Source organism: Micromonospora sp. NPDC005710 (assembly GCF_040630995.1).
GTDB lineage: Bacteria > Actinomycetota > Actinomycetes > Mycobacteriales > Micromonosporaceae > Micromonospora.
The window spans coordinates 134,629-160,053 of record NZ_JBEXYP010000007.1; the positions used below are offsets into that span (position 1 = coordinate 134,629).

The 25,425-nt window shown below is 71.5% G+C and carries 24 protein-coding genes and 1 tRNA gene; 14 read left to right on the forward strand and 11 right to left on the reverse strand.

Annotated elements, in window-relative coordinates; translation table 11 throughout:
* Nucleotides 1-49: 49 nt before the first annotated feature.
* The 3 genes from ABZ406_RS12075 to ABZ406_RS12085 are packed head-to-tail and all read right to left on the reverse strand — an operon-like array spanning nucleotide 50 to nucleotide 3,261.
* Entirely contained in the window at nucleotides 50-1,357 is a 1,308-nt protein-coding gene (locus ABZ406_RS12075; protein WP_357759755.1) for a helix-turn-helix domain-containing protein, read from the reverse strand.
* A 24-nt stretch (nucleotides 1,358-1,381) separates the two neighbouring features.
* The gene (locus ABZ406_RS12080) at nucleotides 1,382-2,083 is read right to left on the reverse strand and encodes a response regulator transcription factor (protein WP_357759373.1); all 702 of its coding nucleotides are present in this window, start codon (nucleotides 2,081-2,083) and stop codon (nucleotides 1,382-1,384) included.
* Nucleotides 2,080-3,261 (reverse strand): histidine kinase, encoded by a 1,182-nt coding sequence (locus tag ABZ406_RS12085; protein ID WP_357759376.1) that lies wholly within the window; start codon nucleotides 3,259-3,261, stop codon nucleotides 2,080-2,082. The genes ABZ406_RS12080 and ABZ406_RS12085 overlap by 4 nt, the downstream gene beginning before the upstream one ends.
* Nucleotides 3,262-3,380: 119 nt before the next feature.
* Here ABZ406_RS12085 and ABZ406_RS12090 point away from each other — a divergent pair, with 119 nt between their 5' ends.
* Nucleotides 3,381-3,539 carry a hypothetical protein gene (locus ABZ406_RS12090; RefSeq protein WP_357759378.1) on the forward strand — a complete coding sequence of 53 codons (159 nt, stop codon included), beginning with the start codon at nucleotides 3,381-3,383 and terminating at the stop codon, nucleotides 3,537-3,539.
* Nucleotides 3,540-3,717: 178 nt separating this feature from the next.
* Nucleotides 3,718-4,023 (forward strand): hypothetical protein, encoded by a 306-nt coding sequence (locus tag ABZ406_RS12095; RefSeq protein WP_357759381.1) that lies wholly within the window; start codon nucleotides 3,718-3,720, stop codon nucleotides 4,021-4,023.
* Between the two features lie 78 nt (nucleotides 4,024-4,101).
* Here ABZ406_RS12095 and ABZ406_RS12100 read toward each other — a convergent pair whose 3' ends face one another.
* Nucleotides 4,102-4,752, reverse strand: a complete 651-nt coding sequence (locus tag ABZ406_RS12100) for a hypothetical protein (RefSeq protein WP_357759384.1) — start codon at nucleotides 4,750-4,752, stop codon at nucleotides 4,102-4,104.
* Nucleotides 4,753-4,995: 243 nt separating this feature from the next.
* Here ABZ406_RS12100 and ABZ406_RS12105 point away from each other — a divergent pair, with 243 nt between their 5' ends.
* The gene (locus ABZ406_RS12105) at nucleotides 4,996-5,622 is read left to right on the forward strand and encodes a copper resistance CopC family protein (protein ID WP_357759387.1); all 627 of its coding nucleotides are present in this window, start codon (nucleotides 4,996-4,998) and stop codon (nucleotides 5,620-5,622) included.
* A 177-nt stretch (nucleotides 5,623-5,799) separates the two neighbouring features.
* Here the strand turns inward: ABZ406_RS12105 and gltX are convergent, their stop codons facing one another.
* The 3 genes from gltX to ABZ406_RS12120 form a co-directional block, all read right to left on the reverse strand.
* Nucleotides 5,800-7,209 (reverse strand): glutamate--tRNA ligase, encoded by a 1,410-nt coding sequence (gene gltX, locus ABZ406_RS12110; protein ID WP_357759390.1) that lies wholly within the window; start codon nucleotides 7,207-7,209, stop codon nucleotides 5,800-5,802.
* Nucleotides 7,210-7,273: 64 nt separating this feature from the next.
* A complete protein-coding gene (locus ABZ406_RS12115) occupies nucleotides 7,274-8,551 on the reverse strand; it encodes an MFS transporter (protein WP_357759392.1) in 1,278 nt (425 codons plus the stop codon).
* Complete coding sequence (locus ABZ406_RS12120) at nucleotides 8,548-9,897, reverse strand: GH1 family beta-glucosidase (protein ID WP_357759394.1); 1,350 nt, start codon at nucleotides 9,895-9,897, stop codon at nucleotides 8,548-8,550. The genes ABZ406_RS12115 and ABZ406_RS12120 overlap by 4 nt, the downstream gene beginning before the upstream one ends.
* A gap of 188 nt (nucleotides 9,898-10,085) precedes the next feature.
* Between ABZ406_RS12120 and ABZ406_RS12125 the strand changes: the two genes are divergently transcribed.
* Nucleotides 10,086-10,532 carry an SRPBCC domain-containing protein gene (locus ABZ406_RS12125; RefSeq protein ID WP_357759397.1) on the forward strand — a complete coding sequence of 149 codons (447 nt, stop codon included), beginning with the start codon at nucleotides 10,086-10,088 and terminating at the stop codon, nucleotides 10,530-10,532.
* A 133-nt stretch (nucleotides 10,533-10,665) separates the two neighbouring features.
* On the opposite strand, the gene aceE is transcribed toward ABZ406_RS12125, so the two are convergent.
* Nucleotides 10,666-13,404, reverse strand: coding sequence for a pyruvate dehydrogenase (acetyl-transferring), homodimeric type (aceE, locus tag ABZ406_RS12130; RefSeq protein WP_357759400.1), 2,739 nt, complete (start codon nucleotides 13,402-13,404; stop codon nucleotides 10,666-10,668).
* A gap of 681 nt (nucleotides 13,405-14,085) precedes the next feature.
* On the opposite strand from aceE, the gene ABZ406_RS12135 reads away from it, so the two are divergent.
* From ABZ406_RS12135 to ABZ406_RS12165, 7 genes are all read left to right on the forward strand, one after another.
* Entirely contained in the window at nucleotides 14,086-14,490 is a 405-nt protein-coding gene (locus ABZ406_RS12135; protein ID WP_357759403.1) for a YjbQ family protein, read from the forward strand.
* 435 nt (nucleotides 14,491-14,925) lie between these two features.
* Complete coding sequence (locus ABZ406_RS12140; protein WP_357759758.1) at nucleotides 14,926-15,330, forward strand: MarR family transcriptional regulator; 405 nt, start codon at nucleotides 14,926-14,928, stop codon at nucleotides 15,328-15,330.
* Nucleotides 15,331-15,381: 51 nt separating this feature from the next.
* Nucleotides 15,382-18,057, forward strand: a complete 2,676-nt coding sequence (locus tag ABZ406_RS12145) for a thiamine pyrophosphate-dependent enzyme (RefSeq protein ID WP_357759405.1) — start codon at nucleotides 15,382-15,384, stop codon at nucleotides 18,055-18,057.
* 112 nt (nucleotides 18,058-18,169) lie between these two features.
* The gene (locus ABZ406_RS12150; RefSeq protein ID WP_354942412.1) at nucleotides 18,170-18,607 is read left to right on the forward strand and encodes a DUF3052 domain-containing protein; all 438 of its coding nucleotides are present in this window, start codon (nucleotides 18,170-18,172) and stop codon (nucleotides 18,605-18,607) included.
* A gap of 88 nt (nucleotides 18,608-18,695) precedes the next feature.
* Nucleotides 18,696-19,160: a peroxiredoxin gene (locus ABZ406_RS12155; protein ID WP_357759407.1), complete on the forward strand. Its 465-nt coding sequence runs from the start codon at nucleotides 18,696-18,698 to the stop codon at nucleotides 19,158-19,160.
* A gap of 76 nt (nucleotides 19,161-19,236) precedes the next feature.
* Nucleotides 19,237-19,308: transfer RNA gene (locus tag ABZ406_RS12160), tRNA-Val, on the forward strand.
* A 452-nt stretch (nucleotides 19,309-19,760) separates the two neighbouring features.
* On the forward strand, nucleotides 19,761-20,378 hold the full coding sequence (locus ABZ406_RS12165) for an HAD-IA family hydrolase (RefSeq protein ID WP_357759410.1): 618 nt from the start codon (nucleotides 19,761-19,763) through the stop codon (nucleotides 20,376-20,378).
* Between the two features lie 186 nt (nucleotides 20,379-20,564).
* Here ABZ406_RS12165 and ABZ406_RS12170 read toward each other — a convergent pair whose 3' ends face one another.
* Nucleotides 20,565-21,764 carry a glycosyltransferase gene (locus tag ABZ406_RS12170; protein ID WP_357759412.1) on the reverse strand — a complete coding sequence of 400 codons (1,200 nt, stop codon included), beginning with the start codon at nucleotides 21,762-21,764 and terminating at the stop codon, nucleotides 20,565-20,567.
* 116 nt (nucleotides 21,765-21,880) lie between these two features.
* Here ABZ406_RS12170 and ABZ406_RS12175 point away from each other — a divergent pair, with 116 nt between their 5' ends.
* Together ABZ406_RS12175 and ABZ406_RS12180 are read left to right on the forward strand one after the other, a co-directional pair.
* Nucleotides 21,881-22,360 (forward strand): GNAT family N-acetyltransferase, encoded by a 480-nt coding sequence (locus ABZ406_RS12175; protein ID WP_357759415.1) that lies wholly within the window; start codon nucleotides 21,881-21,883, stop codon nucleotides 22,358-22,360.
* A gap of 94 nt (nucleotides 22,361-22,454) precedes the next feature.
* Entirely contained in the window at nucleotides 22,455-23,597 is a 1,143-nt protein-coding gene (locus ABZ406_RS12180) for a polysaccharide pyruvyl transferase family protein (protein ID WP_357759418.1), read from the forward strand.
* Nucleotides 23,598-23,607: 10 nt separating this feature from the next.
* On the opposite strand, the gene ABZ406_RS12185 is transcribed toward ABZ406_RS12180, so the two are convergent.
* Nucleotides 23,608-23,814, reverse strand: a complete 207-nt coding sequence (locus ABZ406_RS12185; protein WP_030488784.1) for a hypothetical protein — start codon at nucleotides 23,812-23,814, stop codon at nucleotides 23,608-23,610.
* Nucleotides 23,815-23,896: 82 nt separating this feature from the next.
* Here ABZ406_RS12185 and ABZ406_RS12190 point away from each other — a divergent pair, with 82 nt between their 5' ends.
* Nucleotides 23,897-24,415, forward strand: a complete 519-nt coding sequence (locus ABZ406_RS12190; RefSeq protein ID WP_357759421.1) for a DinB family protein — start codon at nucleotides 23,897-23,899, stop codon at nucleotides 24,413-24,415.
* 10 nt (nucleotides 24,416-24,425) lie between these two features.
* On the opposite strand, the gene ABZ406_RS12195 is transcribed toward ABZ406_RS12190, so the two are convergent.
* Entirely contained in the window at nucleotides 24,426-25,298 is an 873-nt protein-coding gene (locus ABZ406_RS12195; protein ID WP_357759425.1) for a PfkB family carbohydrate kinase, read from the reverse strand.
* Nucleotides 25,299-25,425: the final 127 nt, after the last annotated feature.

Sequence of the window (25,425 nt, forward strand, 5' to 3'; positions counted from 1 at the left end):
CACGCGGTGCCGCGATCAACCAAACCGCACTAGAACCTTTGGAGGTTTCCTACAAAGATCGGCGGGGATCATCCTCTGTTTGGGCCGATTTCCGGGTTCCCGGGGTGATTGTCTGAGTCGGGACCGGCGGGGGAACCGGATCCAACCGACCCACGGTCAGCGCGACCTGAAGGGCGAACGCGTCCCGCGGTGACAGCGGCGAGAACCCGGTCACCTCGGCGATCCGACGCAAACGGTAACGCACCGTGTTCGGGTGCACGAACAGAGCCCTGGCCGCGCTCTCCAACGTGCCGCCGGCGGCCAGGAAGGCGTCCAAGGTCGCCAGCAGTTCACCACCGGCGCGTACCAGTGTCCCGTACACATCGTGACGAAGCCGCCGACGGGCCTCCGCGTCCCCGGCGAGAGCCCGCTCCGGCAGCAGGTCCGCGGCCGGCACCGGCCGGGGCGCGCTGGGCCAGGCCGGCGCGGCCCGGAACCCGGAGAGCGCGGCCCGCGCCGACTCGGTCGCCTCGTCCAGGCTCGGCACTGCCGGACCGACCACCACCGGGCCATCCCCGAAGGCGCTCAGCAGCTTCGCGGTGGCGGTCAGCGGGTCCGGTGCGCCACCCAGCACGATCACCAACCGGTCGCCGTGGACGCCGCCGATCACCTCCACGCCGATCCGGCGGGCCTGCCGGTACACCACGTGCAGCACGGCGGACACCTCCCCGCCGGGAGACCGACCGACAGCCACCGCCACCGGCGGCGCGTCGGTCCAGCCGAGCGCGGCGGCCCGACTGGCCAGGACGTCCGGCGAGTCACCGCGCAACAGGGCGTCCACGAGCAGCGCCTGCAACCGGGCGTCCCAGGCGCCGCGCGACTCGGCGGCCCGCGCGTACACCCGGGCGGCGGCGAACGCGATCTCCCGGGAGAAGCGCAGCACCGCCTCGCGCAGCAGCTGCTCCTCGCCCTCGGCGGCCAGCTGCGACACCTGCTCCTCGACCACGTCGATCGTCACCTTGATCAACGCCACGGTCTGCTGCAGGGTGATCGACCGGGCCAGCGCCTGCGGGGCGGCGTCGAAGACGTCGTCCGAGACCTCCTGGGTGCTGTCCGCCGTGCCGCCGCCCTCGCGCAGCCACTGCACCAGAGAACGGGCGCCCGCCTGGGCGACGAGCATCACCCAGGAACGCTGGTCGGCCGGCAGTGCCCGGAACCAGGGCAGGGTCTCGTCCATCCGGGCCACGCTGGAGGTGGCCAACACCCCCGCCGATCGTTCGATCCGGCGCAGCGTGGCCGACAGCTCTCCACCGCCAGGCGTGCTCACCGCCCTAGCCTGACACGTCGTGAGCAGGCCAACCGCGCCGGCACCGGTCAGCGCGGCGTGCCCACTTGAGCGGTGTCACGACTGCGGGGGAGGAGGCAGGCCCACCTCCTGGGCCAGGATCGCGGCCTGCACCCGGCTGCGCAGGTCCAGCTTCGCCAGGATCCGGCTCACGTGGGTCTTGGTGGTGCTCTCCGCCAACACCAGCCGATCGGCGATCTGCTGGTTGGACAGACCCAGCCCGAGGCAGGCCAGCACGTCCCGTTCGCGCGGGGTGAGAGTGTCGAGCGCGGCCCGGGCGTCCGCCGACGCCCCCGGCGCGGTGGCCGCGAACGCCGTGATCAACCGGCGGGTCACCGTCGGCGCGATGAACCCGTCGCCCCGCGCCACCGTCCGCACCGCGCTGACCAGTCCGTCCGCGTCGGTGTCCTTCAGCAGGAACCCGGCCGCGCCGGCCCGCAACGCCCCGAAGACGTACTCGTCCAGGTCGAACGTGGTGAGCACCAGCACGTCGGCGAGCCCGTCGGTGACGATCGCCCGGGTCGCGGAGATCCCGTCCCGGCGGGGCATCCGCACATCCACCACCGCCACGTCCGGACGCAACTCCCGACACAGCCGCACCGCCGCGTCACCGTCGTCCGCCTCACCCACCACCTCGATCCCTGGCGAACCACCGAGGATCAGGGCCAGCCCGGCCCGTACCGCAGGCTGGTCGTCGGCGAGCACCACCCGTACCGTCGCCGCCACCTCGCCGCCCGGCGACCGCGCGAACCCGGTCACCCGGTCTCCCCGGTGGGCAGGGCGGCCCGCACCTGCCAGCGGCCGTCGTGCGGCCCGGCGGTGAACCGGCCAGCCAGCAGCGTGGCCCGCTCCCGCATGCCGATCAGCCCGGCCCCGGCACCCGCCAACCCGGCCCCGCTCCCACGCACCGGGTTCTCCACAGTCAGCACCACCTCGGCCGGCCGGTACGCGATGGTCAGCTCCGCCTCGCCCGTACCGTGCTTGAGCGCGTTCGTCAGCGACTCCTGCACGATCCGGTACGCCGCGAGATCCACCCCGACCGGCAGCGCGCCCGGCGTGCCAGCGGTCCGGAACCGCACCGCGAGGCCGGCCGCCCGGGCCCGCTCGACAAGCCCGTCCGCCTCGGCGAGCCGCGCGCTGACCACCTCCGGCGTGACCGGCCCGCCGCTGGTTCCCGGCTCGCGCAGCACCTCGATCATCTGTCGCATCTCGGCGAGGCCCTGCACGCTGCTCTCCCGGATCACCCGCAACGCCGACTCCACCTGACCTCGATCCAACCCCGGTACGGAGAGCACGGCGGTGGCGTGGATGGCCACCGCGCTCAAGTGGTTCGCGACCACGTCGTGCAGCTCCCGCGCCATCCGGGCCCGCTCGGCGCTCACCGCCTGCCGACGGTCCAACTCGACGAGCCGGGCGGTCTGCTCGGCCCGCGCCCGCTCCGCGGCGGCCTGGTCGCGATACTGCCGCACACTGATGCCGGTCAGCACCGGGAGCAGCCCGACAAGCACCACGAGCACCCCGAGCGCCGCCCCCCGCCGGCCGTACCCGAGGACCCCGCCGACCACCCCGATCAGGCTCAGCGCCACGGTGATCCGCAGCAACCACCGCCACAGCCGGGGCGGGCCGTACACGCAGGCGTCGTAGAGCACCTGCGTGTAGACCAGGACCGTGCCCAGCGAACTGCCCAACGCCGTGTCGACCACGAGCGCGCCGGTCCCCACGGCCAGGCTGGCGCGCGGTGCGACCCGGCGCAGGCCGACGGCGACGCAGACCGCCAGCAGCGGCGGGAGGAACAGCGCCGACGGCACGTCCGCGTCCGGACGGATCTGCGGTTGCCAACCCAGGGCGTGCAGCACCAGGCCACCGGCCAGCGACGCGCCGGCCAGCACAACGTCACGGCCTCGGGAGCCGGAGTCGAGCCACGGTGGCGGACGCATGCCTCGATCCCACCACAGCCGCCGCCCGCCCAACTCCGACCGGGGGAGGACCCCGATCGCACCGCCATGGGCCGAAAGGGGTACCCCTACCGTCGCCCACCAACCCGATAATGATCATCGTGACCGATGTGGAAACCCTTGCCGCGCTGGCCCGCGAGATCGACACCACCTGTCGGCTGACCGGCACGTTCGTGCGCCCTCGGCCGGCACACCGGGCTGCCCTGCGCCTTCGTCCGCAAGAGCGCCAAGGCGTACGGGACGTCCAGGCCCCACTCTGAACGGCACGAGAAGAAGCTGTGAACTGCGTAACCGCGCCCCGCGCTCAGCGGCGTCTTCGCGGCCCAGCCGGTCCGGACCCCGGGTACGCTGCGCGCGGCCCGTCGGTCCCGGCCAGTACGGTGACAGGGCACCTCGGGGAGAGCACCCGAGGGTGGGACGAGCGTGAGGAGACCGGGGATGGCGCACGGGGAGGCCGAGCACGGCTGCGCCCAGGGCGAGCCCTGCCGGCCGGGGCACCACGACCCGCAGGCGGCCGGCAAGCACCGCCGGGGGGTCGGCGGCGCGCCATCGCACCCGGGGGAGCCACTCGTCGGCCGGGCCGATGAGGACATCCCACGTCAGCGCTCCGCCGAGCCCGATCTGGACGTTCCCTCTGGTTGCCTTAGCGAACTTCCCGGCTGGGCCGGGGCGCATCGGCATGGTGCGGTCCGACCGCGCCCACGGGCCACCCGCCGGGAGCGCCCACCGCGCCGCTGGTGCTGAACACACCGACGCACTCGCTGATCAGCGAGTGCGTCGGGCGTCAATGCCTCTGTGCGGGTTCAGTGCGTGTGTGCGGGTTCAGCGCGTGCGGCGGCGGATCAGCAGGGCGATCCCGGCGAGGCCGACGGTGATGGTCAGCATCACGCCGACGTTGAGCAGCAGCAGGCGCTGAAGGTCACCGAGCGCCTCGTCGAGGTCCTTCGCCGGGTCGAGGGTGTCCTCCGGGAGCACCCGCTCGCCGCCGCCCGCGCCGCCGCTGACGGTGTCGAACTGTCGCTCCAGCGGCACACCGGCGGTGCGCAGGGTCTCGGACATGCTGAGCCGACCCAGGAACCAGCCGGCGCTCGTCTTGCGGCCGTCCGGCTGCTTCGCCGGCCGGTACACACGGGGGCCGCCGATCGCCTTGGGGTAGAGATCGTAGGTCTGCTTAGGCGTGTCGCCGGCGAGCACCACGACAGTGTATTTCGGACCGAGGTTTGCCGCCTTCGGACCGGTCGGCATGCCGGTGCGAGCGAGGAAGTTGACCTGGTCGATGACCGCGCCCACGAGGGCCGGCTCCTTGTCCGCGTGCATCCGTAGCGGCGTGGACAGTCCCGTGCCGGTGATGTCCACTCCGGCGGGTGCCGGTTTCGGCGCCGCCGAGGCCGAGCCGGCGGTGCCCAGCGACAGCAGTGTCGCCGCCAGAGTGCCCGCCAACACGGCGGCCAACCGCCTCATGTGTCGGACCATCCCGCCTCCTCGCCCCGTTCGATGGATGGCTTCGTCGTGACCTCCGGACCGACCTGCCGGTGCGGCATCGACCAGATGGTCGCGTCCACTCCTACAGACTCCGCAGAACGTCGATGAGTTGCAGCTTTCGGAACAGTATTTGGAACTATCTGCGATCTCTGCTCGACTAATGAGGAGCCGTTTGATCAGCGGGCGGATCGTACCCTTACGGAGGGGTTCATGGGGGGCAGGGTTACACGGACGGTGCGGGTCGTGCCAGTGGTGCTCGGCGTGGCGTTCGGTGTGTCGTTTTTGATGCCGGCGACGCCGGCCGCCGCTCACAACGAGCTGACCGGCAGCAACCCGCGCAACGGCGCTCGCGTGGCGACGGCACCCGCGCGGATCGAGTTGCGGTTTCTCGCCAAGCCGTCGCCGACTACGACGAAGATCACAATAACCGGACCGGACAATGTGGTCGCTGGCGGGACTCCCGCCTTCGACGGCAGTCGGGTGCGGGTGCCGTTCAAGCCGGCCGCCGCGGGGCTCTACATCGTCGGCTACCAGCTCGCGTCGTCCGACGGGCATCCGGTGAAGGGCGAGGTGCGGTTCACCCTCACCACCGGCACCTCCGCGGACCCGTCCGCGTCACCGCCGGCCGCCGGTCCGTCGGCGTCGGCCGGCGCACCCTCGGCCGACCCGTCAACGGTTGCGACGGCCTCAGCCTCGGCCGGGCCAGCGTCGGCCACACCCGGCAGCCTGACGGCCTCCCCGGTGCCAGCCGCGTCGGACCAGTCCGACTCCGGCAGTCGGTGGTGGATCTGGGCTCTCGGCGGCCTACTGGTGCTCGCCGCACTCGCCGCCGGCCTCGTGTTCCGCCGCCGCAGAGCCTGACGACCACGCCAACGCCCCGCACCGCCGCCCCCGCGCCGTCCCTGGCTCGCCGATCTTGCACTTACTGTCCCGGCACAAGGGGCATCCCGCTCATCTCGACAACCGAAAGTGCAAGATCGGCGCGTTAGAGGGCGGGGCAGGGCGGGCAGGGCGGGGCGAGGGCGGGGCTCGGGAGGGTTAGACCAGGCGTAGGCGGGCGGCGCGGATTCTCGTCAGCGTGCGCTCGCGACCGAGCACCTCCAGTGACTCGAACAGCGGCAGACCCACGGTGCGGCCGGTGACCGCGACCCGCACCGGCGCCTGCGTCTTGCCGAGCTTCAGGCCCCGCTCGGCGCCGACCGCCTCCAGCGTCGACTTCAGCGAATCGGTGTCCCAGGACTCCAGCGCCTCGAACGCCGCCACGGCGTCGTCCAGCAGCTCGGCGGAACCGTCCTTCATCGTCTTGGTCCACGCGGCCTCGTCGATCGACGGCGAGGCCAGGAACAGGAAGTCGACGTTCGGCACGATCTCGCTGAGCACCGCGATGCGCGTCTGGGCCAGCGCCGCCACGGCGGCGAACGCGTCGGCGTCGAACTCCTCCGGCTGCCACGGCGGCGGCGCGATCGTCCCGGTGCCGGTCAGCCACGGCTGGCACGCGTCGATGAACTCGGCCACCGGCAGCGCGCGAATGTACTCACCGTTGAACGCGCGCAGTTTCTTCTCGTCGAAGAACGCCGAGGAGAGGTTCACCTCGTCCAGGCGGAACTCGTCCTCGATGACCGACCACGGGACGATCTCCCGGTCGCCGGACGGGGCCCAGCCGAGCAGCATGAGGTAGTTGCGCATCGCACCGGAGAGGTAACCCTCGTCGCGGTACGCCTCCAGGGCGACCTTGTCCCGGCGCTTGGAGAGCTTCTGCCGCTTCTCGTTGACCACCACCGGCACGTGCGCCCAGACCGGCGGCTTGACCCCGAGGGCTTCCCAGAGCAGTTGCTGCTTGGGCGTGTTGGGCAGGTGCTCCTCGGCCCGGATCACGTGGGTGATCCCCATGGTCATGTCGTCGACGACGTTCGCCAGCAGGAAGACCGGCGAGCCGTCACCCCGGGCGATGACGAAGTCCTCGATGAGCTTGTTCTCGAAGGTGGGCTCACCGCGGATCAGGTCGACCACCACCGTCGTGCCCTCGTCCGGCGTACGGAAGCGCAGCGCGTGCCCGGGGCCCGGGCCGAGGCCACGGTCGCGGTGGTAGCCGTCGTAGCCCTGGTACTGCGAGCCGGTGCGGGCCTGCACGTCCTCGCGGGTGCAGTCGCAGTAGTAGGCGCGGCCCGACTCGTGCAGGCGGGCGGCGGCGGCCCGGTGCTCGCCCGCGTTCGCCGACTGGAAGTAGGGGCCCTCGTAGCTGCCCCGGGAGATCCCGATCCAGTCCAGCGCGGAGAGGATGCCCTCGGTCCACTCGGGCTTGTTGCGCGCCGCGTCGGTGTCCTCGATGCGCAGCACGAACACGCCGCCCTGCTGCTTGGCGTAGATCCAGTTCTGCAGCGCCGAGCGGGCACCGCCGACGTGGAACATACCGGTCGGGGAGGGGGCGAAACGCACACGTACTGTCACGTCCCCCAGCCTACGGCTGTAGGCGACTGCTTTCCGCCACCGCCCCCAGGGCGACGCCCCTGGCTCACGGGACTGAGCGGATCTTGACGACCAGGGCGCTGCCGAGCAGGGTGACCACTGCGGTGACCGCGTAGAGCGTGGTGTAGCCGCCCAGGTACACCACGAGTGGGGCGGACAGCGCCGGACCGAGCACCTGCGGCGCCGAGTTGGCGATGTTGATGATGCCCAGGTCCTTGGCCCGGTCGGTCGCGCGGGGCAGCACCTGCGTGATCAACGCGGCGTCCACCGAGAGATAGACCCCGTAGCCGGCGCCGAGCAGCAACGCCGCGACGATGGCCATCGGCCAGACCGGCGCGACAGCGAGCAGCAGCGCCGCCACCGCCATGATCAGCCCGGAGACGATCACGTAGATCTTGCGTCGGCCGGAGCGGTCGGACATCCGTCCGGCGACCACAGCGGTCAGGATCATCCCGAGCGTGTAGAGCAGGATCAGCACCAGCAGGCTGCCCTCGGGGTCGGGGTGGTGCACCGCGTCGCTGAGGAAGTACAGCAGGTAGAGGGTGCCCAGTGCGTTGCCCAACTGGACCAGGAAGCGGGTGATCCAGGCCCAGGCGAAGTCCGGGTGCTGGCGAGGGCTGATCCAGATGGAGGCCAGCAGTTCCCGCGTCCTAATCGCCGGCCGGAAGCTACGCGGCAGCGGCTCGTCCGGGGTGAACAGCGCGAACGGCAGCGACAACAGCACGATGGCCACGGCGATGGCCAGGTAGCCGGCGGCGTTGCCGCTGACCACGGCGGTGACGAGCACCGCGCCGAGGACCAGGCCGAGAGCCTGCGGAATGCCCACCCAACCCGACACCGCGCCGCGCTGGCGCACCGGAACCCGGTCCGGGATGGCCGCGGTGAGGCTGGCCAGCATCGCGTTGAAGCAGACCTGCGCGGCGACCCAGGCGAGGGCGACTCCGAGGATGGTCCGCTGTTGGGCCAGCAGCAGCAGGGCCCCCGCGCCGAGCACCGCCCCGCCCGCCGTCCAGACGTGCCGACGACCGAACTCGCGGCCGGCGATACGGAGGCAGGTCCGGTCGGACAGCGCGCCCGCGAGGGGGTTGGCAAGCACCGCCGCCAGCGCGCCGAGGCCGGTGACCACGGCCAGCATGTTCTCCTTGTGGCCGGGCGCGATCTGCTCGATCTGCTGCGGCAACAGCACCTGGATGGGAGTGAAGAACGCCATCCACACGCCGAGGTTGGCCGCGAAGACCAGGCCGATCCAGCGGGGCCGCACCGGCACCGTGGGCTCGGCGAGCGCCGCCGGCAGCGCCGGCGGCGTCGGGTCGAGGCTGGTCACCGCGCCGACCCCGGCCGGCTGGCCGCGATCACGCCGCGAAACCAGGTGTACGACGACTTCGGCGTACGGGTCTGGGTGGCGTAGTCGACGTGCACCAGACCGAAGCGCTTGGTGAACCCCTCGACCCACTCCCAGTTGTCCAGCAGCGACCAGACGAAGTACCCGCGGACGTCCACCCCGTCGTCGATGGCGGCCCGGACCGCCCGCAGGTGCCCGTCGAGGTACGCGATCCGCTCCGTGTCGGTCACCCGCCCGTCGGCGTCGGGTGCGTCGTCGTACGCGCAGCCGCTCTCGGTGATCTCGATGGGCGGCAGCGCGTCGCCGTACGTGTCGCGCAGCCAGCCGAGCAACTCGTGCAGCCCGTCGGGGGCCACCGGCCAGTCGAAGGCGGTACGCGGGTACCCGTCGAGCGGGACGAGGTCGAACGGCAGGGGCGAGCCGTCCCCTGCTGCCCGTACACCGGTGGGGTTGTAGTAGTTGACCCCGAGGACGTCGATCGGGGTGGCGATCGTGTCGAGGTCGCCGGGGTGGATGACGCCCAGGTCGAGGCCGGGCAGCTCCGGGTAGCCGCGGCCGAGCAGCGGGTCGGTGAAGAGCCTGTTGTGCAGCGCCTCGTACGCCGTCCCGGCGGCCCGGTCGGCGTCGCTGTCGCCGAGCACCCGCACGGGCGAGTAGTTGTTGGCGATCGCCACCGGGCTGGCGGTGTGTGACCGCAGCGCGGCGACCGCGAGCCCGTGCCCGAGCAGTTGGTGGTGGGCGACCGGGAAGGCGTCGAGCAGCAGCATCCGGCCGGGGGCGTGCACGCCCATACCGTAGCCGAGGCTCATGTGGATGAAGGGCTCGTTCAGGGTGATCCAGAGCCGGACCCGGTCGCCGAGCCGGGCAGCGGTCTTCTCGGCGTAGTCGGCGAACCGGGCGGCGGTGTCGCGGTGCAGCCAGCCACCGGCGTCTTCGAGGGGTTGCGGCAGGTCCCAGTGGTAGAGGGTGGCCACCGGGTCGACGCCGGCGGCCAGCAGCTCGTCCACCAGCCGGTCGTAGAAGTCCAGACCCGCCGGGTTGGTCGGGCCGGTGCCGGTGGGCTGGACCCGGGGCCACGCGATGGAGAAGCGGTACGCGGAAACCCCCAGACCGGCCAGCAGCGCCACGTCCTCGGTGTGCCGGTGGTAGTGGTCGCAGGCCACCGCACCGCTGCTGCCGTCGCTGATCCGCCCGGGGGTGCCCGCGAAGGTGTCCCAGATGGACGGAGCCCGGCCGTCGGCAGTGGCGGCGCCCTCGATCTGGTGGGCCGATGTGGAGACGCCCCAGCGGAAGCCGGTGGGGAACTGGGGCATCGGTGCTGTCGACATGCGCCCTCCCGGAGAACGTGAAACGTGCTCGGGACTTTAGGGCGCTCTCGATGAATGCGCCATAGGCCGGGCTGGCGCATTCCGCAATGGTTGATCGGCGTGTCTTTTTCCGAACCCGTCCAGGTAAGTCCGATTTAACGCATAGAGTGCCGATATCGTGGGATGTCCTCACCGGAGGAAAGACGGAAATGATCCTCGTGGAACGCAGTGCGCACGTGGCGGCGCCAATTGAAGTGGTCTGGGATGTCGTTCAGCGGGCCGAGCAGTTGCCGGCCTGGCTGGCCGGGGTCCGCGCGGCCGAAGTGCTCTCAGGAGAGGGCTTCGGGCGGCGACAACTGGTCCAGGCGGGGCGCGGCTCGGCGCATGAGGCCGAGGTGATCGCCTACCAGGAGCCGACACTCATCGGCTGGCGGGAACGGGCCAAGGGCGCTGGATCTCGGGCGGAGGCGCGCACCGAGATCTACGTCCAGCTCACCGGCGACGACGAGGAGGGCGGGACGATCGTGCGCCTCATCGTGGTCCGCTGGCCGGCCGGCCCGGTCAAGGCGGCCCTGCTGCGCCTCGGACTGCGTCGGGTCGGCGCCGACCTGGAGGACTCGCTGGCCCGGCTCACCGACCTGGCCGCCGTCGGCTGACGAGCGCCATCCTCCCGGCGTCACCCGCGACGGCGGTGGTCCGGATCCCCGCCAGGGCTCCCGGGCCACCGCCGCTCCGTACACCGAAAGGGCCCGGCGCATGCGCGCCGGGCCCTCCTCAGTGGTGCTGCGGTCAGCTGTCGCCGCCGGTCTCACCGACCGGGGCGGCGTTGACGTCGTCGATCGCGTACTTCTTGGCGGCCTCGGCCGGAACCGTTGTCGCCACCGCGCCGCTGCGGGCGAGCTGCCGCAGCGTGGCCACCACGATCGACTCCGCGTCGACGTGGAAGTGCCGGCGCAGCGCGTGCCGGGTGTCCGACATGCCGAACCCGTCGGTGCCGAGCGACGTGTAGTCGCCGGGTACCCAGCGGGAGATCAGATCCGGCACCGCCCGCATGAAGTCGCTCACCGCGACCTTCGGGCCCTCCGCGTCGGCCAGCTTCTGCTGGATGTACGGAACCTTCGCCTCTGCGCCCGGGTTGAGCAGGTTGTACTCCTCGGTCTCCACCGCGTCGCGGCGCAGCTCCGTCCAGGAGGTCACCGACCAGACGTTCGCGCCCACCCCCCAGTCCTGAGCGAGCAGCTGCTGAGCCTTCAGCGCCCACTGCATCCCGGTGCCCGAGGCGAGCAGGTTGGCCTTCGGGCCGTCGACCTGCGGTGCCGGCGAGTAGCGGTAGATGCCCTTGAGCAGGCCCTCCACGTCCACGTCGGCCGGCTCGGCCGGCTGCAGGGTGGGCTCGTTGTAGACCGTCAGGTAGTAGAAGACGTTCTCCTGCGCGTCCCCGTACATCCGGTGCAGACCCTGCTCCATGATGTGCGCGATCTCGAACGAGAACGCCGGGTCGTACGCCACCACCGCCGGGTTGGTGGCCGCGATCAACAGCGAGTGCCCGTCCTCGTGCTGAAGACCCTCACCGTTGAGCGTGGTCCGACCCGCCGTGGCACCGAGCAGGAAGCCCCGGGCCATCTGGTCGGCCGCCGCCCACAGCCCGTCGGCGGTCCGCTGGAACCCGAACATCGAGTAGAAGATGTACATCGGGATCATCGGCTCGTCGTGCGTGGCGTACGCCGAGCCGGCCGCGGTGAACGAGGCCACCGAACCAGCCTCGTTGATCCCCTCGTGCAGGATCTGCCCGGAGGTCGACTCCTTGTACGACAGGAACAACTCGCGGTCGACCGAGGTGTAGCGCTGGCCGTGCGGCGAGTAGATCTTCGCGGTCGGGAAGATCGAGTCGAGACCGAAGGTACGGGCCTCGTCCGGGATGATCGGCACCCAGCGCTTGCCGAACTCCTTGTCCTTCATCACGTCCTTGAGCAGACGGACGAAGGCCTGCGTGGTGGCCACCTTCTGCTTGCCCGAGCCGCGCTTGATGTCCGCGAACCGCTCCGGGCCCGGGATGGCCAGCCGCTTCGTGCTGGTCCGCCGGGACGGCAGGTACCCGCCGAGCTGCTCGCGCCGCTCCTTGAGGTACGCCAACTCCTCGGACTTCTCGCCCGGGTGGAAGTACGGCGGCAGGTAGGGGTTGTCCTCCAGCGCCGAGTCCGGGATGTCCAGGTAGAGCCGGTCCCGGAAGGTCTTCAAATCCTCCAGCGTCAGCTTCTTCATCTGGTGGGTCGCGTTGCGGCCCTCGAAGTGCGAGCCGAGGGTCCAACCCTTGATCGTCTTCGCCAGGATGACAGTGGGCTGACCGGTGTGCTCGGTGGCCGCCTTGTAGGCCGCGTAGAGCTTGCGGTAGTCGTGCCCACCCCGCTTGAGGTTCCAGATCTCGTCGTCGCTGAGCGGCTCGACCATCTTGCGGGTCCGGGAGTCACGGCCGAAGAAGTGCTCCCGCACGTACGCGCCCGACTCCGCCTTGTAGGTCTGGTAGTCGCCGTCGGTAGTGGTGTTCATCAGGTTGACCAACGCGCCGTCGGTGTCCGCGGCGAGCAGCGGGTCCCACTCACGACCCCAGACAACCTTGATCACGTTCCAGCCGGCACCCCGGAAGAACGCCTCCAGTTCCTGCATGACCTTGCCGTTGCCCCGGACCGGGCCGTCCAGCCGCTGCAGGTTGCAATTGATCACGAAGGTGAGGTTGTCCAGCTCCTCGCGGGCGGCCACGCCGATCGCGCCGAGCGTCTCCGGCTCGTCCATCTCGCCGTCGCCGAGGAACGCCCAGACGTGCTGCTGGGAGGTGTCCTTGATGCCGCGGTGCTGCAGGTACCTGTTGAACCGGGCCTGGTAGATCGCGTTCAGACCACCGAGACCCATCGAGACGGTGGGGAACTCCCAGAAGTCCGGCATCAGCCGAGGGTGCGGGTACGAGGGCAGCCCGCCACCGGGGTGCGACAGCTCCTGGCGGAACCCGTCGAGCTGGTGCTCGCTGAGCCGCCCCTCCAGGAACGCCCGCGCGTACATGCCGGGCGAGGCGTGGCCCTGGTAGAAGATCTGGTCGCCACCACCCGGGTGGTTCTTGCCCCGGAAGAAGTGGTTGAAGCCCACCTCGTAGAGCGACGCCGAACTGGCGAAGGTGGAGATGTGCCCGCCGACGCCGATCTCCGGGCGCTGCGCCCGGTGCACCAGCATGGCGGCGTTCCACCGGACGTACGCCCGGATCCGCCGCTCGACGTGCTCGTCACCCGGGAACCACGGCTCGCGCTCCGACGTGATGGTGTTGATGTAATCGGTGGTGGTCAGGGGCGGAACCCCGACCTGGCGCTCACGGGCCCGCTCCAGCAGGCGCAGCATGACGTAGCGAGCGCGTTTGGCGCCGCGTTCGTCGATGACACCGTCAAGCGACTCGACCCATTCGCTTGTCTCTTCAGGGTCGATGTCCGGAAGCTGGCTCGGTAGGCCGTCGCTGATCACCGGGCGCTTGCGTTCCGTAGCCACAGGCGTTCCCTCGGTTGTGTGTGGGATAGGTCTCTAGCGCCATCCTGCCCCCTGGTGGCACCCGTCGTCACGTCTAGGTCCCCCCGACGCGATGCTGAACACAGGTACTCACCGGTAACTTAGCGCGACGGCCCGACGAAACCTGAGCGGTTTGCCCGCCCCTCCTACCGTCACAGCCATGGAAAGAGACATCGTCGCGCTTCACGGGACCATGATCTTTTTCGGAGTCGTGGGAGTGGCGACCGGAGTATTCGGGCTCGTCTCCGATGACAGAGCGTTGAAGGGGGCAGGGGCTTTCGGCACCTTGGTGGGTGTCCTGGGCGTGGTCAGGCTGTGGCAGGCGAGCCGCGAGGCTCGACTCGCCCACGAATCCCGAAATCAACGCCGCCCGGACCGGAACGGCCCCGGGTACCCCGCCTACCCGAGGGCCACAGGTGACGTCGGCGGTGGTCGGCACGTCGATCGTCAGCGGGACGGTGACCGCGACAGCTCCAGCGGTGACCGCAACGGCTCCGGCGGCAGCACCGACTCCAGCGGCGGCTGGTCCGGCTGGGGCTGGTCCGGCGGTGACTCCGGCGGAGGCTCATCCGGCGTTGATTCCGGTGGGGGTTGGTCCGGCGGCGGTGACTCCGGCGGTGGTGGTGGCGGTTCCTGACCTCGCCCTACGGCAGAATGCGACGTATGCGCAGCGACGTCATCACTGTCCAGACCGGTTCCCGGCCGACGGTCCGGGACATCACCGCCGAGGCCCAGCAGTTCGTCTCCGGTGAGGGCGACGGCCTGCTGCACGTCTTCGTGCCGCACGCCACCGCCGGCCTGGCGATCATCGAGACCGGCTCAGGCTCCGACGACGACCTGCTCAGCGCTTTGGACGACCTGCTTCCCACCAAGGACCGCTGGCGGCACCGACATGGCTCACCCGGCCACGGCCGAGACCACGTGCTGCCGGCGTTCATTCCGCCGTACGCCACCCTCCCGGTGCTCGACGGCCGGCTGGCGCTGGGCACCTGGCAGTCGGTCTGCCTCGTCGACACCAACGGCGACAACCCGACCCGCCAGGTCCGCTTCTCCTTCCTCCCCGCCTGACGCCCTGCCCTCCGTGTTGCCTCCGCGCGCCCCTCTTTGCGCCGATCTTGCACTTCCTGTCCTCACATAAGGGGCATCCCGCGCATTTCGACGACCGAAACTGCAAGATCGGCGCGGAAGAGGTTGCTGTGGGCCGGCGGGGCGGGTGGGCGCGGGTGCTGGGGGCAAGATCGTGCTCGATCGTGGTTGTAGTGGGGTCGGAGGGCTGGGCAGGCCACTACATCCAGGATGTTGCGCGCGGCGGAGAGGTCGCGCGGCAGTAGGCGGATCGCGATCCAGCGAAGGTGCGGTCCGTCTGGGCGGTGGGCCTGGGCCTGATCGATGAGCTGGGTGGACGCGTGTTCACCGTACGATGTGGTCGTGACGCGGCAGGTGGATTCCGCAGTGGGCGGGCCGGTGGATCGGGCCGGTCTCGCCACAGAGGTGCAGCGGCGGATGGCGCATGTCACCGACGCGCTGCGACACCGGCAGGGCTCCGCGTTCGCCGAGTTGGGGCTCACCCCGGCGGCGGCCCGGGCGCTGCGGGAATTGGACCCGGACCACCCGCTGCCGGCTCGGGATCTTGCCGGTCAGCTCGGTTGTGACCGGTCCAACGTGACCGTGCTGGTCGACAAGCTGGAGCAGGCCGGGCTTGTCGAGCGGCGTACCGACCCAACGGACCGGCGGCAGAAGACACTGCTGGTGACCGGGGAGGGTCGCGTCGTGCGGGCCCAGGTGATCGAGGTGATGTCCGACTCCCGACTCCTGTCCGGGCTGAGCGACGAGGAGCTGCGTACCCTTCGTGAGCTGGTCTGGAAGGTGTCCGACGGCGGCTGTCCGGAGTCCTTCGAGGCGGAGTGAGAGCACCAGTGCCGGCCGTGTCCCACTGGGCGAGCAGGGCTTCCGTCGGTAATGCTGTCCGACGTGACCACCCCGCAAGATCTCGACGACCGGTTCCGGGAGACGCTGGCGGCGCTGCCCGCCGCCGAGCGGCGGCGTGACCCCGCCGACCCGGTCACCGACGACGCCCCACTGACCGGCGCGCAGGTGCTGGACCTGTTCGACGCGCAGGTGACCAGCCGGCAGCTCGACCTGGCCGGCCGCTGGTTGCGAAGCTTCGGGGAGGGTTTCTACACGATCGGCTCGGCCGGGCACGAGGGTAACGCCGCGGTCGCCGCCGCGCTGCGTCCCACCGATCCGGCGTTGCTGCACTACCGTTCGGGCGCCTTCTACTGCCTCCGCGCCGCCCAGGCCGCCGCCGACCCGTCCCAGGCCGCCGACGAGACGAGGACCGCCGACCCAACCCGGACTGCCGACCCAACCTGGGCCGCCGACGAGACGCGGATCGTCGACCCGACGAGGACCGCCGACGCAGCCCGGACCGCCGACGGGACGAGGATCGCCGACCCGACGAGGGCCGCCGACGGCACGAGGATCGTCGACGACGCCAGGATCGTCGATCCGGCGAGGACCGCCGCCGCAGCCCGGATCGCCGACCCCGAGCCGACCGACGGTCGACCGGCGGACCGTGACCCCGGGTCGACAGCCGATCGGGAGATGTCCGAACCGGAACCGTCCGGGACCGAACCGACCGCGGCGGCCGACGGGTTCGGGGCGTACGCGGAGGCGGCCAGGGACGTGCTGCGCGGGATGGTGGCGTCCAGCCTTGAGCCGATCGCCGGGGGCCGGCACAAGGTGTTCGGCCGGGCCGACCTGGCCATTGTGCCGACCACTTCCACCATCGCCTCGCACCTGCCCCGCGCGGTCGGGATGGGACTTGCTGTCGAGCGGCTGCGCCGGTTGGACAGCGCTGGACGGCGTACCGGAGTCGGGGTGCGGGTGGGCAGCGGCGCGGGCGCCGCGCACGCCCCCTGGCCGCCGGACGCGATTGTGGTGTGTTCCTTCGGCGACGCCTCGGTCAACCACGCCAGCGCGACGGCCGCCTTCAACACCGCCGGGTGGTACGACCATGCCGGCCTGCGGATTCCGGTGCTCTTCGTCTGTGAGGACAACGGGCTGGGCATCAGTGTCCGGTCACCGGAGGGTTGGGTGGCGGCGACCCTGCGGGCCAAGCCGGGCATCCGCTACTTCGAGGCGGACGGGGTCGACCCGGTGGGGACGTACGTGGTGGCGGCGGAGGCCGCGGCGTGGGTACGCCGCAACCGGCGGCCGGCAGTGCTGCACCTGCGCACCGTGCGGCTGATGGGTCATGCCGGGGCGGATGCGGAGTCGGCGTACCGGGGCCCCGCCGAGCTGGCCGAGGACCTGGACCGGGACCCGGTGGCCGCCACCGCGCGGCTGCTCGTGGAGGCCGGGGTGGCGACGGGCGAGGAGCTGTTGGCCAGGTACGACGAGACCGGCTGGCAGGTGCGTCGGTTGGCGGAGGAGGTGCTGGGCGAGCCGAAGTTGGCGTCCGCGGCGGACGTGGTGTCGGCGCTGGCACCTCGCCGTCCGGTGCGGGTGGCGCGGGCGGTGGCCGACGCCGCGGCGCGGGCCAGCGGGCCGGGTGCGGGTGCCCGGGCGGAGGCGTTCGGTGGCAAGCCGCCGGAGTTGGCCGGGCCGATGACGTTGGCGCAGAGCATCAACTCCGCACTCGCCGACGGGATGCTCGACCACCCGCAGATGGCGATCTTCGGTGAGGACGTCGCTGCCAAGGGCGGCGTGTACGGGGTGACGAAGGGCCTGCGGGACAGGTTCGGGGCGGCCCGGGTCTTCGACACCCTGCTCGACGAGACGTCGGTGCTGGGGCTGGGCCTGGGTGCCGGGCTGGCCGGGATGCTGCCGGTGCCGGAGATCCAGTACCTGGCGTACCTGCACAACGCCGAGGACCAGTTGCGTGGTGAGGCGGCCACCATGCGCTTCTTCTCGCAGGGGGCCTTCCGCAACCCGATGGTGCTGCGGGTGGCGGGCCTGGCGTACCAGGAGGGGTTCGGCGGGCACTTCCACAACGACAACTCGGTGGCCGTACTCCGGGATGTGCCCGGTCTGGTGGTCGCGGTGCCGGCGCGGCCGGACGATGCCGCGCCCATGCTGCGGACCTGTCTGGCGAGCGCGGCGGTGGACGGCAGTGTGTGCGTGTTCCTGGAACCGATAGCGCTCTACCACACCCGCGATCTGTACGCGGAGGGTGACGGTGAGTGGCTGGCGGGCTATCCGGAGCCGGGCGGGTGGGTGGCCGAGCACGTGCCGGTCGGACGGGCTCGCGTCTACCGGGTCGGCTCGGCGGACGACCTCACCATCATCACCTTCGGTAACGGGGTGCGGATGTCGTTGCGGGCCGCTGCCGTCCTCGCCGAGGAGGGGGTGGGCACCCGCGTGGTGGATCTGCGCTGGCTCGCCCCGCTGCCGGTGGCCGACATCATCCGGGAGTCCTCGGCGACCGGAAGGGTGCTGGTCGTGGACGAGACGCGCCGCTCCGGCGGGGTCGGCGAGGGGGTGATCGCCGCGTTGGTCGACGCCGGATATGTCGGTGCCGCGCGTCGAGTGGCGGGAGTTGACTCGTTTGTACCATTAGGTCCGGCAGCACGTCACGTACTGGTCTCCGCGGAAGCCATTACCGACGGTGCCCGTACGCTGCTGGCACGGTAAATTCCGTTCCACCCGGTGCGCCACTTGCGCGCAGACCAACAACTGTGTGGACTCTGCCTGACGGCGTCGCACCGACGCCGCGAGCAGGGACGAGATGAGGAGGCACGCGACAGTGAGCGCGACCGCTGGTCAGGCCGCCGACGGGGTACGCAGCCTGGCGGACCGGTTCGGGATGGAACCGGGGATGGTCGTCATGGAGATGGGGTACGACGACGACGTCGACCAGGATCTCCGAGACGCCCTGACCGACCGCTGTGGAGATCTGGTCGACGAGGACACCGACGAGGTGGTCGACGCGGTGCTGGTCTGGTACCGGGACGGCGACGGCGATCTCTTCGAGTTGCTCGTCGATGCCCTCGGCCCGCTGGCCGACAACGGCGTCGTGTGGCTGCTCACCCCGAAGGCGGGGCGCGAGGGGCACGTCGAACCGAGCGAGGTCGCGGAGTCCGCGCCCACCGCAGGCCTTCAGCAGACCTCGACCGTCAACGCCGGCCGAGACTGGAGCGGCGCACGTCTGGTGCTGCGTCGAGGGGCCAAGGCCAAGAAGTAGCCGGCCCCGCTCCGCTCACCCGACGGTCCGCCCACCGCCGGGTCGCCGACCGGTGCCGTTCACCCGACTCGACGCGAGGAGAGTTCGCATGCCGATCGAGGTTGGTGCCGAGGCACCGGACTTCGTGCTCAAGGACCAGAACAACCAGGAGGTCCGACTCTCGGACTTCCGGGGCAGGCGTACCGTCCTGCTGGTCTTCTACCCGCTCGCCTTCACCGGCACCTGCCAGGGTGAGCTGCACGAGGTGCGAGACAACCTCGGCGAGTACGCGAACGACGACGTCCAGGTGCTGACCGTCAGCGTCGACTCGGCGTACAGCCACAAGGTCTGGGCCGATCGCGAGGGCTACCAGTTCCCGATGCTTGCCGACTTCTGGCCGCATGGCGGCGTCGCCCAGGCGTACGGGGTCTTCAACGACGTGGCCGGCTTCGCCAACCGCGGCACCTTCGTCATCGACAGGACCGGCGTGGTCCGCTTCGCCGAGATGAACGGCCCGGGCGAGGCCCGCGACCAGCAGGGCTGGCGCAAGGCCATCGCCGAAGCCACCAGTTGACCGGGGTACGCCGTGCGCCCGGGTCGGTGGCGGGCAGGTAAGCTTGCCAGCCACCGGCCCGCCACACGGGCGATCCGGGCGCGTAGCTCAGCGGGAGAGCACCCGCCTTACAAGCGGGGGGTCGCAGGTTCGAAACCTGCCGCGCCCACCCTGCACCACCAACGCAAAACGTTGAGGCGGCATCCACCTCTTCGCCGACGGCGTGCCCGAGCCGGATCACCCGGCTGATCCGACCAGCGATCGGTGCGTGGCGTTTCTGTTGGCAGCCCGACATGTACAAGCGATCCGTGGCAGCTCAGCAGGGCAGCACTCGGCATGTCGACCTGCTGAGCTGCCAGGGATCGAGGGCTGGCGGGCGCGCCCCGGGTCGAGGGGTCAGCTTCACGGCGGCGACCTTCCGTCTGGCGGCCATCGGAGGTCTCGCCCGGAGCGCCAGGTCCGATACCCGCGACAGTCGACGGCCGAACGAGCCGGGCGGGCATCCATGATCCGCGCAACTACGCGGATCCTGCTGCCTCAACGGCCGGCCGGACAGCAGGAACGCGGAAGTTGCGCGGATCATGGGGGTGGGGGAGGGTGGCCGGCGTGGGAGGTGGGGCCGTGGAACTGGCAGGCGTTGGCGCGGTGCTGTTCGACATGGACGGCACCCTCGTCGACTCCGATGCGGCCGTCGAGCGGGCCTGGGAGCGGTGGGCCGCCGAGTACGGCGTCGACCCGGCGGCGGCGTTGGCGATCGCGCACGGCAGCCCGGCCGACCGGACCATCAGCCGGCTGCTGCCCGCGCTGGACGAGGCCGCTGTCGCCGTCGCGGCGGCCCTGCAGTTGGCGTTGCAGTACGACGACCTGTCCGACGTGACGGCCACCGCCGGGGCGCACGAGCTGCTGAACGCGCTCGGCCGGTTGGGGTTGCCCTGGGCGGTGGTGACCAGCGCCGACAGGCGGCTCGCCGAGGCCCGGCTCGGCGCCGCCGGCATCACGGCACCGGTGGTGGTCACTGTGGAGGACGTCAGCGTCGGCAAACCGGACCCGGAGGGCTACCTGCGGGGCGCGGCGCTGTTGGGCGTACCCGTGGGGCGTTGCCTTGTCGTCGAGGACGCCGAGGTCGGCCTGCGGGCCGGGCGGGCGGCGGGGGCGATGACCGCGGCGCTGAAGGGGCTCGACGGCGACCTGCGCCTGGCCGACCTGGCCCAGTTGGCCCGCCGCCTGGAATCGCCGTAACCCTGACCTCGCCCGCCTGCTCAACCAGTGCGCCGTCTGGTCAGCCGGACGGCGGTCAGGGCGACCAGCAGCAGGGTGACGCCGAAGAGCAGGGCGTTGCGGGCGACTGTGGGATACCCGAGCCGGGGTACGTCGAGGAACGGGTAGAGATAACGGTCCTCGGCCCCGCCGAAGGCACCCCGAGGGTCATCCCGACGTCGGGCCGACCGGCGGGAGCGACGCGTACAGCTTGACCAGTTCGGTCAGGTAGCGCTCTTCGGACCAACCCGTCGCCGCCGTCCGGCCGTCCCGGATCACTGTCGCGCGCAGCTCCCGCTCGGTGAGCAGCCGGGTGAGCAGCGCCCCGAACGCCGTCGGGGTGGGCTCGGCGACCGGCCGGGTGGTGCCGGTGCCGGGCCGCTCAGCCAGTCGGGCGTCCACAATGGCCACCGGTAGTCCGTACGCCTCGGCCTCGGCGAGCACCAGACCCTGCGTGTCGGTGGTGGAGGCGAACGCGAGCACGTCCGCCGCCCGGTAGTGGGCGCCGACCCGGTGGCGTGGCACCGGACGAAGCAGGTGCAGCGCGCCGCCGACGCCGTACCGGTGGGCCAGCCGACGGACCGCGAGCCGGTGCCGGCGGGCCCCGAGCAGCACCAGCCGGGCGGCCGGCAACTCGCGGTGGACCTGGGCGAACGCGGCCAGCAGCAGCTCCGGGTTCTTCTCCGGCGCGGCCCGGCCCACCGACAGCAGGACCGGCGCGTCCGCCGGGATGCCCAGCCTGGCCCGCAGCCGCCGCCGGTCGTCGGCATCGGGATGTGGCGCGGCGGCCGGGGTCGGCAGGACCACTATCGGCGTGCGCCCCGCCATCGCCGCCATCATCGTCGCGGTTTTCGCCGAGGGGACGACCAGGACGGTGCTGTGGGCCAGCAGGGTCCGCCCGAGCGCCACCAGCCGGGCCTGTCGACCCGGCCCGGCGTGGGCGAGCGCCCACAGGTCCCGGGCCCGCCACCGCAGACCCAACCGCAGACCGGCGTACGCGGCCCCGATCGGGATCTCCGGATAGTGCGCGGCGTACGCGACGACGTCGGTGTGCCACGTCAGCACTGTCGGTACGCCCCGGGTCGCGGCCCAGCGCAGCCCGGCGACGCCGAGCGGACCGGTGGTGTGCACGTGCACGACGTCCACCGGTGCTCGGGGCGGGCGGGGCAACGCCAGCCGGTACGGCCGGGTCGGCACCGACAGCGAGGGCACCTCGCCCGACCGGCGGCGACGCCGGGACAGCGGGCCGGGGCAGTACAGCACGACCCGGTGCCCAGCGGCGCGCAGCAGCGCCACTGTGGTGCCGACCGAGGTGGCCACCCCCTCCGGGTTGGTGAGGTGGCTGTCGCTGACGTGGGCGATCCGCACAGTGCCATCGTCGCCGGACCGCGCACCCCCGCCGGCGTCCGGCGGGGAAACGGTTGGCGCGTCCGGGTCTGTTCTGTTGCACTACCCGCGCGGACAACGACGAAAGGAGAGACGTGGTGGAGTTGACGTTGACGCCGGTGACGGAGCAGGACCTGGCCCGCCTGCTGAGGGCACTGGAGCAGGGGTACGCCGAGGACCTGGTGGCCCACCGGGGGATGACCCCGGAATCGGCCCTCGAACGGTCGGTCAGCCAGGTCCGGGAGTCGCTGCCGGAGGGCGCGGCCACGGAGGGTTCGCTGCTGCGGACGGGCCGGGTCGGCGACACCGAGGTCGGCTGGATCTGGGTGAGCCTGCCCACGGCCGCCGCCCCGAACCAGGCGTGGATCCACAACATCGAGGTGCACGAGGAGCACCGGGGACGCGGGTACGCGCGGCGGATGATCCAGCTCATCGAGGCCGAACTCGCCCAGCACGGGGTACCCGAGTTGGGTCTGAACGTCTTCTGGGTGAACACCGTGGCGGTCGGCCTCTACCGCAGCCTGGGCTTCGAGGTCACCTCACAGCAGATGGTCAAGCGCCTCACCCCGTCGAGCTGAACCGGCGGTGAGCCCTGGGTCGGGTCCTCTCGGCAGGACTGTTCACCTGCCGAGCGGGAAACCGGCGCGGACCGCACCTGGGGAGGAGCGACGGATGACGCACGGCGCCGGACTGACCATCGGTGTGCTCGGCTCGTACGGTGGGCGAAACCTCGGCGACGAGGCGATCCTCACCGGCCTGCTCACCGATTTGCGCACGCAGGAACCGAACGCCCGGATCATCGTCTTCTCTCGGAACCCGGAGCACACCCGGGCCGCACATCCGGACGTCGAAGCGGTGCCCTGGGAGGGCGTGAGCCGTACCGACTCGGCCCTGGTCCTGGCCCAGCTCGACCTGCTCATCCTGGGCGGCGGCGGCATCCTCTACGACCGGGAGGCCCGCCGTTACCTGCGGGTGGTCCGGGTCGCCCAGGAGCGGGGCCTGCCGCTGATCACGTACGCGGTGGGGGTGGGACCGCTCAGCGACGGGGTGGACACCGGCATGGTCCGGGAAACGCTCTCCAGTGCCACCCAGGTCACCGTCCGCGACCAGGAGTCCCGGATGGTGCTCGAGGAAGCCGGTCTGCTGAACCCGATCACCGTCACCGCGGACCCGGCGTTCCTCCTGCAACCGGAGGAGTTCCCGGCCCAACTGCTCGCCGAGGAGGGCGTACCGGTCGGCAAGCGGCTGGTCGGGATCAGCGTGCGGGAGCCGGGACGGGCCGCCGAACGTCTCGACGTGGACGGTTACCACCGGCTCCTGGCCCAGATCGGTGACTTCCTGGTGCACCGGATCGACGCGTACGTGCTGTTCGTGCCAATGGAACGCGACGACATCAGGCACTCGCACGGGGTGTTGTCGCACATGGTCGCCGCCGATCGCGGCCGGATCCTGCACGGCACCTACTCACCGCAGCAGGTGCTGGGGCTGATGCGCCACTTCGACCTGGCCGTCGGCATGCGCCTGCACTTCCTGATCTTCGCGGCGATGGTCGGCACGCCGTTCCTGCCCCTGCCGTACGCCGGCAAGGTCTTCGACCTGGCCCAACGGCTCGGGGTGCCGGCGCTGCGCGGCGTGGAACGCGAGGTCGAGGGGCCGCTGCTGGCCGAGGTCGACCGACTCTGGGACGAGCGTGAGCAACGCGCCGAAGCCACCGCACGCCGGGTGGCGGAGGTGTGCGATCAGGCGCGGGGCACCTCGGAGGTCACCCGAGGGGTGCTGGAGAGTCTGCGCAGCCAGACCCTCACCCGGGTCTGAGCGGGGCCTGTCACACCGCCGGGCCGGTCCACCGGTAGCGCCACTCGCGGGCCTCCTCGCGGGCGGTCTCCAACTCGTAGATCTGCGCGTCGGCCAGCCCACCGGAGCCGAGGTGGTGGTGGGTCAGCGGTGGACGGCCGTTGCTGTCCAGCTCGACGGTGATGGTCTGCCCGTCCGCCGTGCCGCCGACGAGAAGGATCTGCACGGATGAAGCCATGCGCCCATCCTGCCCGCCGCAGCGCCGGCCCGCAGCGGATAGCGGGGCAGCGGCGAGCCGGGCCCGTGACTAGGGTCGGCGGATGGAGCAGACGATCGATCCGATGCTCGGTCCGGTGCTCGCCCGCACCGGCGACGAGCGCGCCGTCCTGACCTCGTTCCTCGATTTCCACCGGGGCGTGCTGCTGCGCAAACTGCGCGGCCTCTCCGACGCCGACGCCCGCCGCCGACTGGTGCCGTCGGCCACCACACTCGTCGGGCTGGTCAAGCACCTGACCCTGGTCGAGCGGAACTGGTTCCCGACCCTGCTGGCCCCCGAGCCCGGCGCCGTCTACCTGACCTCGAAGGAGGACGCCGTCGCCAGTTTCACGCTCGCCGAGCAGGAAACCGTCGCTGGGCTCACCGAGGCGTACGAGCGGGCCTGCGCCCGTTCCCGGGAGGTCGCTGCGACCGTCGACCTCGACCACGTGGTGCCGCACCCGCAGCTCGGTGAGGTGTCGGTGCGCTGGATCCTGGTGCACATGATCGAGGAGACGGCCCGGCACGCGGGTCACGCCGACATCCTGCGCGAGCTGACCGACGGCGAGTCCGGCGCGTTCTGAAGCGCACCCGTCAACGGGTGGGCAGCAGGCCCGACGGGTACTCCATCCCGTCGTGAGTGCAGGCCGCAGCGGCCACCCGCGCTGCGTACCGGGCGGCCTGCGGCAGCGGCTCCCCGCGCAACCGGCCGGCGATCAGCCCGGCCGCGAAGGCGTCGCCGGCCCCGTTGCTGTCCACCACCGGCTTCGCCGGCGTTGCAGGCTGCACGGGCACCACAGTCGCGTCACCCGGGTACAGCTCGGCCCCGTCTGCGCCGCGGGTCACCACCACCGTCCGGGGTGCCAGCGTGCCGGCGAGGGCCGCGGCCCGGTGGCCCAACCGCACCCCACTCAGCAGCACCAGGTCGGCGACCTCGGCGAACGGCCGATGGTAGGTGTTCTCGCCGTCCCAGTCGTGCAGGTCGGTGGAGAGGGTCACGCCCGCCGGAACGGCATCCCGCACGGCGGGGAGCAACGGCACCGCCCAATCCATGATCGAAAGGTGGACGTGTCGGGCGTCGCGGACCAGTGCGGCCAACTCGGCGGCGGGAAACGGCGGAGCACCCTGCCACGGGCGCGGGTCGTACAGCGACGTGCGCCGCCCACCCGGGTCCACCAGGTTCACCGACCGGCGGGTGCCGCCCGGGTGCTCGACGAGCAGCGACGGCACCTCGGCCCGGGTCAACGCCGCCCGGACCAGCTCACCAGCGAGATCGGCACCGAGGGTGTCGACAACGAGCACCCGCAGGCCGAGCGCCCGGGCGGCCAACGCCACTCCGGCCCCGGTGTTGCCGATCCGCAGCTCGATCGGCTCGACGGCGTGGGAATCGGCGGCCGGTAACGGCAACGCGGGCACCCGCACCCGCACATCAACCCCGAGCCCCCCAAGAACCAGCAAATCAACCACGCCCCGAAGCTAGCCCGCCGTCGCTACCCGCTCCCGCCCCCGCCCCGCCCCTCGCCCCCGCCCCCGCCCCCGCCCCTCGCCCCGGCGATCTTGCAGTTTCGGTGGTGACAAAAGGTGCAGTCTTCGC

Bases quoted from the DNA above. Each gene is read 5' to 3' on its own strand.
- ABZ406_RS12085 (WP_357759376.1), bottom strand. From the start codon at position 3,261: ATGCGTCCGCCACCGTGGCTCGACTCCGGCTCCCGAGGCCGTGACGTT.
- ABZ406_RS12095 (WP_357759381.1), top strand. From the start codon at position 3,718: ATGGCGCACGGGGAGGCCGAGCACGGCTGCGCCCAGGGCGAGCCCTGC.
- ABZ406_RS12100 (WP_357759384.1), bottom strand. From the start codon at position 4,752: ATGGTCCGACACATGAGGCGGTTGGCCGCCGTGTTGGCGGGCACTCTG.
- ABZ406_RS12120 (WP_357759394.1), bottom strand. From the start codon at position 9,897: ATGTCGACAGCACCGATGCCCCAGTTCCCCACCGGCTTCCGCTGGGGC.
- ABZ406_RS12125 (WP_357759397.1), top strand. From the start codon at position 10,086: ATGATCCTCGTGGAACGCAGTGCGCACGTGGCGGCGCCAATTGAAGTG.
- ABZ406_RS12135 (WP_357759403.1), top strand. From the start codon at position 14,086: ATGCGCAGCGACGTCATCACTGTCCAGACCGGTTCCCGGCCGACGGTC.
- ABZ406_RS12140 (WP_357759758.1), top strand. From the start codon at position 14,926: ATGGCGCATGTCACCGACGCGCTGCGACACCGGCAGGGCTCCGCGTTC.
- ABZ406_RS12145 (WP_357759405.1), top strand. From the start codon at position 15,382: ATGCTGTCCGACGTGACCACCCCGCAAGATCTCGACGACCGGTTCCGG.
- ABZ406_RS12155 (WP_357759407.1), top strand. From the start codon at position 18,696: ATGCCGATCGAGGTTGGTGCCGAGGCACCGGACTTCGTGCTCAAGGAC.
- ABZ406_RS12180 (WP_357759418.1), top strand. From the start codon at position 22,455: ATGACGCACGGCGCCGGACTGACCATCGGTGTGCTCGGCTCGTACGGT.
- ABZ406_RS12185 (WP_030488784.1), bottom strand. From the start codon at position 23,814: ATGGCTTCATCCGTGCAGATCCTTCTCGTCGGCGGCACGGCGGACGGG.
- ABZ406_RS12190 (WP_357759421.1), top strand. From the start codon at position 23,897: ATGGAGCAGACGATCGATCCGATGCTCGGTCCGGTGCTCGCCCGCACC.